10 protein-coding genes are annotated in these 12,027 nt (G+C 71.6%); all 10 read left to right on the top strand.

The genetic code is table 11. From position 1 onward, the window contains the following. Position 1: 1 nt before the first annotated feature. Entirely contained in the window at positions 2-1,330 is a 1,329-nt protein-coding gene (locus ACFV57_RS39670; RefSeq protein WP_385243136.1) for a homoserine dehydrogenase, read from the top strand. Between the two features lie 8 nt (positions 1,331-1,338). Next, complete coding sequence (gene thrC / locus ACFV57_RS39665; RefSeq protein ID WP_385243133.1) at positions 1,339-2,415, top strand: threonine synthase; 1,077 nt, start codon at positions 1,339-1,341, stop codon at positions 2,413-2,415. A 374-nt stretch (positions 2,416-2,789) separates the two neighbouring features. Continuing rightward, a complete protein-coding gene (gene thrB / locus ACFV57_RS39660; RefSeq protein ID WP_385243131.1) occupies positions 2,790-3,707 on the top strand; it encodes a homoserine kinase in 918 nt (305 codons plus the stop codon). A 361-nt stretch (positions 3,708-4,068) separates the two neighbouring features. After that, positions 4,069-6,111 carry a transcription termination factor Rho gene (rho, locus tag ACFV57_RS39655; RefSeq protein WP_385243129.1) on the top strand — a complete coding sequence of 681 codons (2,043 nt, stop codon included), beginning with the start codon at positions 4,069-4,071 and terminating at the stop codon, positions 6,109-6,111. Positions 6,112-6,492: 381 nt separating this feature from the next. Further along, positions 6,493-7,617 (top strand): LCP family protein, encoded by a 1,125-nt coding sequence (locus tag ACFV57_RS39650; RefSeq protein WP_385243126.1) that lies wholly within the window; start codon positions 6,493-6,495, stop codon positions 7,615-7,617. Between the two features lie 185 nt (positions 7,618-7,802). After that, positions 7,803-8,027, top strand: coding sequence for a 50S ribosomal protein L31 (gene rpmE, locus ACFV57_RS39645; protein WP_030376601.1), 225 nt, complete (start codon positions 7,803-7,805; stop codon positions 8,025-8,027). Between the two features lie 159 nt (positions 8,028-8,186). Further along, complete coding sequence (gene prfA / locus ACFV57_RS39640) at positions 8,187-9,266, top strand: peptide chain release factor 1 (RefSeq protein ID WP_031011586.1); 1,080 nt, start codon at positions 8,187-8,189, stop codon at positions 9,264-9,266. A 101-nt stretch (positions 9,267-9,367) separates the two neighbouring features. Beyond that, complete coding sequence (prmC, locus tag ACFV57_RS39635; RefSeq protein ID WP_030017734.1) at positions 9,368-10,207, top strand: peptide chain release factor N(5)-glutamine methyltransferase; 840 nt, start codon at positions 9,368-9,370, stop codon at positions 10,205-10,207. A 53-nt stretch (positions 10,208-10,260) separates the two neighbouring features. Continuing rightward, positions 10,261-10,908 (top strand): L-threonylcarbamoyladenylate synthase, encoded by a 648-nt coding sequence (locus ACFV57_RS39630; protein WP_385243123.1) that lies wholly within the window; start codon positions 10,261-10,263, stop codon positions 10,906-10,908. Then, positions 10,905-11,567: a protein-tyrosine-phosphatase gene (locus tag ACFV57_RS39625; RefSeq protein ID WP_385243120.1), complete on the top strand. Its 663-nt coding sequence runs from the start codon at positions 10,905-10,907 to the stop codon at positions 11,565-11,567. The genes ACFV57_RS39630 and ACFV57_RS39625 overlap by 4 nt, the downstream gene beginning before the upstream one ends. Positions 11,568-12,027 lie beyond the last annotated feature (460 nt).

The raw sequence follows: 12,027 nt of genomic DNA, 5'->3' as shown, positions 1-12,027 counted from the left end.
AATGATGCGTACGCGTCCGCTGAAGGTGGCGCTGCTGGGCTGTGGAGTGGTCGGCTCAGAGGTGGCGCGCATCATGACGACGCACGCCGACGACCTCACGGCCCGCATCGGCGCGCCGGTCGAGCTGGCCGGAATCGCCGTACGCCGCCCGGACCGGGTGCGCGCGGGGGTGCCCGCCGAGCTGATCACCACCGACGCCACCGAACTGGTCAAACGCGATGACGTGGACGTGGTCGTCGAGGTCATCGGTGGCATCGAGCCGGCCCGTACGCTGATCACCACCGCTTTCGAGCACGGCGCGAGTGTGGTTTCGGCCAACAAGGCGCTGGTCGCCGCGGACGGCGCGGCGCTGCACGCCGCCGCCGAGGCCAACGGCGCCGACCTGTACTACGAAGCCGCCGTGGCCGGCGCGATCCCGCTGGTCCGGCCGCTGCGCGAGTCGCTGGCCGGCGACAAGGTCAACCGGGTGCTGGGCATCGTCAACGGGACGACCAATTTCATCCTGGACAAGATGGACAGCACCGGCGCCGGCTACTCCGAGGCGCTGGACGAGGCGACGGCCCTGGGCTACGCGGAGGCCGACCCGACGGCGGACGTGGAGGGCTTCGACGCCGCGGCCAAGGCCGCCATTTTGGCCGGAATCGCCTTCCACACCCGGGTGACCATAGACGACGTCCACCGCGAGGGGCTGACCGAGGTCACCGCCTCCGACATCGCCTCCGCCAAGCGCATGGGCTGCACGGTCAAGCTGCTCGCGATCTGCGAGCGGGCCGCCGACGGCGCCTCGGTCACCGCGCGCGTGCATCCCGCCATGATTCCGCTGACGCATCCGCTGGCCTCCGTCCGCGAGGCGTACAACGCGGTCTTCGTCGAGGCGGAGGCCGCCGGCCAGCTGATGTTCTACGGACCCGGCGCGGGCGGCTCGCCGACCGCCTCCGCGGTCCTGGGCGACCTGGTGGCGGTCTGCCGCAACAAGCTGGCCGAAACCACCGGCCCCGGCGAGTCCGCGTACACGCAGCTGCCGGTCGGCCCCATGGGTGACGTCGTCACCCGGTACCACATCAGCCTGGACGTGGCCGACAAGCCCGGTGTCCTCGCCCAGGTCGCCACGGTCTTCGCCGAGCACGGCGTGTCCATCGACACGGTCCGCCAGCAGAGCAAGGACGGGGGTGCCGCCCGCTCCGGTGAAGCCGAGAACGGGGGAGAGGCGTCCCTCGTCGTCGTCACGCACCGGGCGGCCGACGCCGCCCTGTCGTCGACCGTCGGCGCGCTGCGCGACCTGGACACGGTCCGGGGCGTCGCCAGCATCATGCGGGTCGAAGGGGAGTAAAGGAACCCATGTCTGCCATTTCCACCGCGAGCCGTCAGTGGCGCGGAATCATCGAGGAGTACCGGGACCGGCTGCCGGTCGGCGCTTCGACCGAGGTCGTCACGCTGCGGGAGGGCGGTACGCCGCTGGTGCCCGCGCAGGTGCTCTCCGAGCGCACGGGCTGTGAGGTGCATCTCAAGGTAGAGGGCGCCAACCCCACCGGGTCCTTCAAGGACCGCGGCATGACGATGGCCATCACCCGGGCGAAGGAGGAGGGGGCCAAGGCGGTCATCTGCGCCTCCACCGGCAACACCTCCGCCTCGGCCGCCGCCTACGCCGTACGGGCTGGGATGGTCTGCGCCGTCCTCGTCCCGCAGGGCAAGATCGCGCTGGGCAAGATGGGCCAGGCGCTGGTGCACGGCGCCAAGATTCTTCAGGTCGACGGTAATTTCGACGACTGTCTGACGCTGGCCCGGGGCCTGTCCGAGAAGTACCCCGTCGCACTTGTGAACTCCGTCAACCCGGTACGGATCGAGGGCCAGAAGACCGCGGCCTTCGAGATCGTCGACATGCTGGACGACGCGCCGGACATCCACGTGCTGCCGGTCGGCAACGCGGGCAACATCACCGCGTACTGGAAGGGGTACCAGGAGTACGCCGCCGACGGCCTCGCCTCGCGCACCCCGCGCATGTGGGGCTTCCAGGCGTCCGGCAGCGCGCCGATCGTACGTGGTGAAGTCGTCAAGGATCCGCACACGATCGCGACGGCCATCCGGATCGGCAACCCCGCCTCCTGGCAGTTCGCCGAGCGGGCCCGGGACGAGTCCGGCGGCTTCATCGACGAGGTGACGGACCGTCAGATCCTGGCCGCCTACCGGCTGCTGGCCTCCCAGGAGGGCGTCTTCGTGGAGCCCGCCTCGGCCGCCTCGGTGGCCGGTCTGCTCAAGGCGGCCGACGAGGGCAAGGTCGATCCGGGCCAGCGCATCGTCTGCACGGTCACCGGCAACGGCCTCAAGGACCCGGACTGGGCCGTCGCGGGCGCCCCGCAGCCGGTCACGGTCCCGGTCGACGCGGACGCCGCGGCCGAGCGCCTCGGCCTGGCGTAGTACGCCTTCCGGCCGCGCGACGCACCCGGCCGTTCCCGCGGCCGGGTGCCCGCGCCGGGCGCGCGACATCGCGCGAAAAAGGGGTTACGGGGCCCGCAGGAACCCCGTAACCTCGAATGGAGCAAACCCTGCAAAGGCTGCAAAGGCGGCTGCGGACCGCGGGCAGCGTGCGACACGCATCGTGCGCCTCCTGTGCGCCCTATGTCGCCACAGAACCTTCCTTCGATAGGCTGGCAGCCAACTCCCCTCCCCACGGCATGTCGCAGTGGTGTGCAGGGCAGGTCAGAACGGTCCCCATGAGCCGGCCGGGCACCCTGGTGCCGCGGCGCTCCGGGGCAGTGCCGCAGCATCACATCAAGGAGAGTCATCGAGCGATGGCCGGTCCAGCGTTCCGCGCCGCCGCCGTCCGGGTGCGCACCCCCGCGACCAGCGCCAATCTCGGTCCCGGCTTCGACGCCCTCGGGCTGTCCCTGGGCCTGTACGACGACGTCGTGGTGCGGGTGGCCGAATCAGGCCTGCACGTCGACATCGCGGGCGAGGGCGCCGAAACCCTGCCGCGCGACGAGAGCCACCTGCTCGTACGGTCCCTGCGCGCCGCCTTCGAGGTGCTCGGCGGGCAGCCGCGCGGCCTGGAGATCGTGTGCGCCAACCGCATCCCGCACGGCCGCGGCCTGGGCTCCTCCTCCGCCGCCATCTGCGCCGGCATCGTGGCCGCCCGCGCCGTGACCATAGGGGCCGAGCAGAAGCTGGACGACGCGGCCCTGCTGGAACTGGCCACCGAGATCGAGGGCCATCCGGACAACGTCGCCGCCTGCCTGCTCGGCGGCTTCACCCTGGCCTGGACCGACACCGGTGCCGCGCGGGCGATCAGGATGGACCCCGCCGATTCCATCGTTCCGGTGGTCTTCGTACCGGGCCGGCCGGTGCTCACGGAGACCGCGCGGGGCCTGCTGCCGCGCACCGTCCCGCACGTGGACGCCGCGGCCAACGCCGGCCGCGCCGCACTGCTCGTCGAGGCCCTGACCAGGCGCCCCGAGCTGCTGCTGGCCGCGACCGAGGACCGACTTCACCAGGAGTACCGTGCTCCCGCGATGCCCGAGAGCGTGGCCCTGGTGAACCGACTGCGGGCGGACGGCGTCCCCGCGGTCGTCTCCGGCGCGGGCCCCACGGTGCTCGCGCTGGTCCAGGAGGACGCGGCCGACAAGGTCGCCGGCCTCGCGGGCGAGGGGTGGGCGGCCAACCGGCTGGCCCTCGACGCGGCGGGCACCTCGGTGCTGCCGCTCGCCGGGTGATCGACGATTGCCGGTCTTCGAGAGGGGGAATGTTTGTTGGATCCGGTAGTGTTAACCTCAAGTGAGTACGTGACGCCTCTGCGGCGCGGTACTCCGTGTCCCCCATCGGGACCACCTTTCTTCCGGGAGCCTCCCAAACTGCTTGGAGCAGTTGCCTGAGCAGAAGCGAGCACGCTCCGGAATCGGCGTGACGGACATGAGTCACAGACATCTCTTCGCGCCGGAACCATGCACTGATCTCTCCGCCATTTCCGGCGGGACCACCGCCCCGGCCAGGTCCGCAAGTACGGGACCGCAGCCGGACAGCACAACCGGTCGCCGAGCCAGACAGGCCGACGCCCGCTCCAGGGAAGGACCCTTCGTGAGCGACACCACCGATCTGATGGGCGTACGCACCGATGGCAGTGCCACCGCGCCCGCCACGGACGCTCCCGCCGCGCCTGCGCGGCGCCGCCGTTCCGGCACCGGCCTCGACGGCATGGTCCTGGCAGAGCTGCAGCAGGTCGCCTCCAGCCTCGGCATCAAGGGCACCGCGCGGATGCGCAAGAGCCAGCTGATCGAGGTCATCAAGGAGAAGCAGGCCGCCGGCTCCGGTTCCGGCGCCGCCGCCAAGGGCGACGCGCCCGCAGAGGCCGAGACCAAGCCCAAGCGCCGGGCGACCTCCAAGGCCCGTACGGGCGAGGACGGCGACGCCAAGGCCAAGACGGCCGACAAGGCCGCCGCCGACAAGGGCGCCGGCCAGCAGCAGATCGACATCCCCGGCCAGCCGAGCGACGAGCAGCCGGCCGGCGAGCGCCGCCGGCGCCGCGCCACCGCCGCCGCGGGCAGCCCCGACGGCGCCGGCGAGGCGAAGTCCGAGGGCAAGGCCGAGGCCAAGGACGGCGCCCGCACGGCGCCGCGCGAGGACGCCAAGGCCGAGGCCGCCGCCGACAACGCCGAGGGCCGCCAGGGCAAGGGCGACCGCCAGGACCGCGGGGACCGTCAGGACCGCGGCCAGAAGGGCGACCGCCAGGGCCGCGGCGAGCGTGGCGAGCGCGGCCAGCGCGACCGCCGCAACAAGAACAACGACGGCGGCGACGGCGGCAACCAGCAGGGCGGCAACCGCCAGCAGCGCGACAACCGCGACAACCGTGACAACCGCCAGGACGACGACGACTTCGAGGGCGGGCGCCGCGGGCGCCGCGGCCGCTACCGGGACCGCCGGGGCCGCCGCGGCCGCGAGGACTTCGGCAACGAGCCGCAGGTCTCCGACGACGACGTGCTGATCCCCGTCGCGGGCATCCTCGACATCCTCGACAACTACGCCTTCATCCGGACCTCCGGCTACCTGCCCGGTCCGAACGACGTGTACGTCTCGCTCGCCCAGGTCCGCAAGAACGGCCTGCGCAAGGGCGACCACGTCACCGGCGCGGTCCGCCAGCCCCGCGAGGGCGAGCGGCGCGAGAAGTTCAACGCGCTGGTCCGCCTGGACACCGTCAACAGCGTCTCGCCCGAACAGGGCCGTGGCCGCGCGGAGTTCGGCAAGCTGACGCCCCTTTACCCGCAGGAGCGGCTGCGTCTGGAAGGTGAGCCGGGCGCGCTGACGCCGCGGATCATCGACCTGGTCGCGCCGATCGGCAAGGGCCAGCGCGGTCTGATCGTGGCGCCGCCGAAGACCGGCAAGACCATGATCATGCAGGCGATCGCCAACTCGATCACCCGTAACAGCCCCGAGTGCCACCTGATGGTCGTCCTGGTCGACGAGCGTCCGGAAGAGGTCACCGACATGCAGCGGTCGGTCAAGGGCGAGGTCATCTCCTCGACCTTCGACCGCCCGGCCGAGGACCACACCACCGTCGCGGAGCTGGCCATCGAGCGCGCCAAGCGCCTGGTGGAGCTGGGCCACGACGTGGTCGTCCTGCTGGACTCCATCACGCGTCTGGGCCGTGCCTACAACCTCGCCGCCCCGGCGTCGGGCCGCATCCTGTCCGGTGGTGTCGACTCGACCGCGCTGTACCCGCCGAAGAAGTTCTTCGGTGCCGCGCGCAACATCGAGGACGGCGGCTCGCTGACCATCCTGGCCACCGCGCTGGTCGAGACCGGCTCGCGGATGGACGAGGTGATCTTCGAGGAGTTCAAGGGCACCGGCAACATGGAGCTCAAGCTCGACCGGAAGCTCTCGGACAAGCGCATCTTCCCGGCGGTGGACGTGGACGCGTCCAGCACCCGTAAGGAAGAGATCCTGATGGGCAGCGACGAGCTGGCCGTCGTCTGGAAGCTGCGGCGCGTGCTGCACGCCCTGGACCAGCAGCAGGCCATCGAACTGCTGCTGGACAAGATGAAGCAGACGAAGTCCAACGCGGAGTTCCTGCTCCAGATCCAGAAGACCACGCCCGGCATGGGCAACGGCAACGGCAACGACTGACGCCCGGACCCCGTGACGGCCCGTCCGCCCTCGTACCGGCGGCGGACGGTGCCGTGGTCGCACGACTGAGCCCTTCTGGTCACATCGGTGGCCGGGAGGGCTTCGTGCTGCCCGAAGAACCCGCAGATTGTTGCCTTGCGCACACGCGCGGCGCCCGGGGAACTCATCAGTCCGGTTTCTGACCCCGGACGAAAGTCCTGGTCACCAGGCCAAAAGTCGACTTTCGCCGGGGCACGGGGGGCCTGGTTTCTAAGAATGGCTCTCAATCCCGTTGTGCAACCCTTCCGGTCTGCCCCCCGTCTTTCAAGGCGCAACAAACCGTGGCCGAACGCTGAACGGTGGCGGCGAGGGGCAGCCGAGAGAACGAGGACTGAGGAGCAGATGGCGGACGACAGCAGGGCCGCGAACACGGCCAAGGGCCGTTCCCGCGGCATACGTGCCACGGGCCGCCGGCGCAAGGGCCCGACCCGGCGCCGCCGCGCCCTGACGATCACCGTGTGCGCGCTGGTCAGCTGCGTACTGCTCGGTGGCGCGGGACTCGGCTACGTCTACTTCAAACTCAACGGCAACCTGAAGGGCGTCGACATCAACGCCGCCCTGGGCAAGGACCGGCCCAAGGACAACGACGACGGATCGATGGACATCCTCGTCATGGGCTCGGACTCCCGGGCGGGCAAGAACGGCGCGTACGGCACCGACGAGGGCGGCGCCCGCTCCGACACCGCGATGATCGTGCACGTCTTCAAGGGCCACAAGAAGGCCAGCGTCGTCAGCATCCCGCGCGACACCCTGGTCCAGCGCCCCGACTGCACCAAGGACGGCAAGAACATACCGGGCCAGCGCAAGGCCATGTTCAACACCGCCTTCGAGGTCGGCGGCCCGGCCTGCGCGGTCAAGACCGTCGAGTCGATGAGCGGCATCCGTATGGACCACTTCGTCGAGGTCGACTTCACCGGCTTCAAGAAGCTCATCGACGCCCTCGGCGGCGTGGACATCACCACCACCAAGCCCATCCACGACAACAAGAGCCACCTGAACCTGGAGCCCGGCAAGCACACCCTCAACGGTGAGGACGCCCTCGGCCTCGTACGGACCCGGCACGGCGTGCCCGGCGGCGACGGCAGCGACCTGGGCCGCATCCAGCTCCAGCAGACGTTCATCAAGGCACTGATGAACCAGGTCAAGAACATCGGGCTGCTGTCGGACCCGACGAAGCTCTACGGCATCGCCGACACCGCCACCAAGGCCATCACCACCGACACCGACCTGAACTCGGTCAACGCCCTGACGGGGCTGGCCAAGGAGATGGGCGGCATCGGGTCGGACAACATCGACATGGTCACCCTGCCGGTCACCTATGACCCGAAGAATCCTTCCCGCGTGCTGCCGCTGGAGAAGCAGTCGCGGCAGGTCTGGGACGCGCTGCGCCAGGACCAGGACATCCCGCCGGAAGCGATCAAGGATTCCGCAGGTGACAAGGGTGGAACGGACAGCTACGTGAAGTAGCCGAACCGTCCTTTCGGACCGCTCGGCGGCCCCTCGGCAGCCCCGTACGACCGGTGGGAATACTTCCCGCCCGACCCCGGTTTTGGGAGATGAGGCCAGTCCTGGCAGACTGGACCGTCGGCCCCGGTTCACGTTGCCGCAATCCGCGGAGCGACCCGGAGCCCTCCCGAACCTAGGAGAATCCCTTGAAGCGCGACATCCACCCGGAGTACGTCGAGACCCAGGTCAGCTGCACCTGTGGCGCGTCGTTCACCACCCGTAGCACCGTGGCCGGCGGCACCATCCGTGCCGACATCTGCTCCGAGTGCCACCCGTTCTACACGGGCAAGCAGAAGATCCTCGACACCGGTGGCCGCGTGGCCCGCTTCGAGGCCCGCTTCGGCAAGGGCGCCGGCTCCGCCAAGAAGTAGCGACCCGCAAGGCGCCGGTTCCGACCCGCCCCCGCGAAGGGGCGGCCGGACCGGCGTTTTGTCGTCCAGGCCAGGGACCCCGCCGGAGACCCCTGGCCGCGGCCACGGCCGCACAGGTGCCGGCAACCGGGAAACACAGCCAGGTGAGGAACCCCCACGATGTTCGAGGCGGTCGAGGAACTGATCGGCGAGCACGCCGACCTTGAGAAGCGACTGGCCGACCCCGCGGTCCACGCCGACCAGCGCGAGGCCAAGCGGCTCAACAAGCGCTATTTCGAGCTGACCCCGATCATCACGGCGTACCGCGCCTGGAAGCAGACCGGCGACGACATCGGCACGGCCCGCGAACTGGCCGCCGACGACCCGGACTTCGCCGACGAGGTCAAGGACCTCGAAGCGCGCCGCGAGGAGCTGACCGAGAAGCTGCGGCTGCTGCTCGTGCCGCGCGACCCCAGCGACGACAAGGACGTCATCCTGGAGGTCAAGGCCGGCGAGGGCGGCGAGGAGTCCGCGCTGTTCGCCGGCGACCTCCTGCGCATGTACCTGCGCTACGCCGAGCGCGTCGGCTGGAAGACCGAGATCCTCGACGCCAACGAGTCCGACCTCGGCGGCTACAAGGACGTCCAGGTCGCCGTGAAGACCAAGGGCGGCAACGGCGCCACCGAGCCCGGCCAGGGCGTGTGGGCCCGCCTGAAGTACGAGGGCGGCGTGCACCGCGTCCAGCGGGTGCCCGCCACCGAGTCCCAGGGCCGCATCCACACCTCCGCGGCCGGTGTGCTCGTCACGCCCGAGGCCGAGGAGGTCGAGGTCGAGATCGGCCCCAACGACCTGCGCATCGACGTCTACCGCTCGTCCGGCCCCGGCGGCCAGTCGGTCAACACCACCGACTCCGCCGTACGCATCACCCACCTGCCCACCGGCATCGTCGTCTCCTGCCAGAACGAGAAGAGCCAGCTCCAGAACAAGGAGCAGGCCCTGCGCATCCTGCGCTCGCGGCTGCTGGCCGCCGCCCAGGAAGAGGCCGAGAAGGAGGCGTCGGACGCCCGGCGCAGCCAGGTTCGCACCGTCGACCGCTCCGAGCGCATCCGGACGTACAACTTCCCGGAGAACCGCATTTCGGACCACCGCGTCGGCTTCAAGGCGTACAACCTGGACCAGGTGCTCGACGGCGAGCTCGACCCGGTCATCCAGGCGTGCGTGGACGCCGACTCGGCCGCCAAGCTGGCCGCCGCCCAGTAAGCCCGTAGAACGCCCGTAGAACGAGCCGGAGGAACAGCGTGCCGTCGCCTTCCGGGGGTCACGACCCCCAGCGGCCCCGCCGCGGGCCCAACCCCCGCACCGTGCTGCTCGCCGAGGTGGCCCAGGCCACCCAGCGGCTGGCCGACGCCGGCGTGCCCTCACCGCGCTTCGACGCGGAGGAGCTCGCCGCGCACGTGCACGGCGTCAAGCGCGGCGAACTGCACCGGGTCCCCGACGCGGACTTCGACGCCCGCTACTGGGAGGCCGTCGCCCGCCGCGAGGCCCGCGAGCCGCTCCAGCACATCACCGGCCGCGCCTTCTTCCGCTACCTGGAGCTGCACGTCGGCCCCGGCGTCTTCGTACCCCGCCCGGAGACCGAGTCGGTCGTCGGCTGGGCGATAGACGCCGTACGGGCCATGGACGTCGTCGAACCGCTCATCGTCGACCTGTGCACCGGCTCCGGAGCCATCGCCCTCGCCCTCGCCCAGGAGGTGCCCCGCTCCCGGGTGCACGCCGTGGAGCTGTCGGACGAGGCGATGCAGTGGGCCCGCAAGAACGTCGAGGGGTCCCGCGTCGTTCTCCAGCAGGGCGACGCGCTGACCGCGCTCCCCGAGCTGGACGGCCAGGTCGACCTGGTCATCTCGAACCCGCCGTACATCCCGCTGACCGAGTGGGAGTACGTCGCACCCGAGGCGCGCGACCACGACCCCGAGCTCGCGCTGTTCTCGGGCCAGGACGGCCTGGACACCATCCGCGGCATCGAGCGGACCGCGCACCGGCTGCTGCGGCCCGGCGGCGTCGTGGTCATCGAGCACGCCGACACCCAGGGCGGCCAGGTCCCGTGGATCTTCACCGAGGAGCGGGGCTGGGCCGACGCGGCCGACCACCCCGACCTGAACAACCGGCCCCGATTCGCCACCGCGCGCAGGGCGACGCCATGACGAGCCCGGCCCCCACGAGTCATCTGTACGTTCCGCACGAGGAGGTCCGTTAAATGGCACGGCGATACGACTGCAGCGACGCGACCGACCGCGCGACCGGTCTGCGCGAGGCCGCATCGGCCGTCCGTCGCGGCGAGCTGGTCGTGCTGCCGACCGACACCGTCTACGGCATCGGCGCGGACGCGTTCAGTGCCGAGGCCGTCGGAGACCTGCTGGAGGCCAAGGGCCGCGGGCGCGGTATGCCCTCCCCGGTGCTCGTCGGCTCCCCGAACACCCTCCACGGGCTCGTCACGGACTTCTCCGAGCAGGCCTGGGAGCTGGTCGACGCCTTCTGGCCCGGCGCGCTCACCCTGGTCGCCACCCACCAGCCGTCGCTGACCTGGGACCTGGGGGAGACCCGCGGCACCGTCGCGGTCCGGATGCCGCTGCACCCGGTCGCCATCGAGCTGCTCACCGAGTTCGGCCCGATGGCCGTCTCCAGTGCCAACCTCACGGGGCACCCGTCGCCGCAGGACTGCGACGCGGCCCAGGAGATGCTCGGCGACTCCGTCTCCGTCTACCTGGACGGCGGCCCGACCCCCGCCGCCGTACCGTCCTCGATCGTGGACGTCACCGGCCCGACGCCGGTGCTGCTGCGCGCAGGCGCGATCGGCGTGGAGGAGCTGCGCAAGGTGGTACCCGGGCTTGAGGTGGCGAATTGATTGCGCCCCTCGGGCGTGGCATAGCGGGACCCGGCGAGGACAGCTACCGCGCGTTCCGCATCCTCCACGTCAGCACCGGCAACGTCTGCCGCTCGCCCATCACCGAGCGGCTGCACCGGCACGCCCTCGACCTGCGGCTGGGCGAGGACCGCGGCGGCCTGGTCGTGGAGAGCGCCGGCACCTGGGGCCACGAAGGCGCGCCCATGGAGACCCACGCCGCCACGGTCCTGGCCGACTACGGAGCGGATCCGGCGGACTTCACCGGCCGCGAGCTGCTGGACGAGCACGTCATCCGCGCCGACCTCGTCCTGACCGCCACCCGCGACCACCGCGCCCAGGTCATCTCCATGGGCCATTCGGCGGGGCTGCGCACCTTCACGCTGAAGGAGTTCAACCGGCTGGTACGGGCCATAGACCCGGCGACGCTGCCCGAGCCCGACCCGGCGCTGCCCGGCGGCGGGCTGGTCGAGCGCGCCCGCGCCCTGGTCGGTGCCGCCGCGGCGCTGCGCGGCTGGCTGCTGGCGCCGAACCCGGAGGCGGACGAGGTCTACGACCCGTACGGCGCGCCCATCACGTTCTTCCGCTCCATCGGCGACGAGATCAACCAGGCGCTGGACCCCGTCGTGACGGCGCTGACGGGAGTTCCGGCCCGCGCCTGACCCCGTAGGGCGGCGGGCCCGCGTACGCCGCTCTGAGGGGCCGCGGAGGCCCGCCGTGCCACCGTCCCGCGAGCTTCGCCCCCGCCACCCCTGGGTAAGCCCCCGTCGGGGGGATGTCCGCGTTCGATTCGGCCCGTAGGGGCGCAGGGGGCCCGGGCTCTGGCTCGGGCCGCGGCTCGGGTCTGGCTCCCGGCGTCCGGCTCTCGGCCCCTGGCTTCGGCCTCGCCCCGGCCCGCCCCGGCCCGCCCCGCCCATGCTCGCCCATGCTCGCCCCGGCTCGCCCCGGCCCGGCTCGCCCCGGCTCGCCCCGGCCCGGCTTGGCTCGGCCCCGGCCCCAGGGCCGTTGTGGCCCGGGGCCGCCAGGGGACCCGCCCGGCCCTGCCCCAGCCCCACTGGGTCCGCCCCGCTCCGGCCCGGCCCGGCCCCGGCCCGCCCAGGGCGCGGCCCCCCCCCCCCCCCC

Source organism: Streptomyces sp. NPDC059788, from assembly GCF_042732265.1.
Lineage (GTDB): Bacteria > Actinomycetota > Actinomycetes > Streptomycetales > Streptomycetaceae > Streptomyces.
Note: the sequence above shows the minus strand (reverse complement) of the source record. Positions and strands in the feature narration are given on the sequence as shown.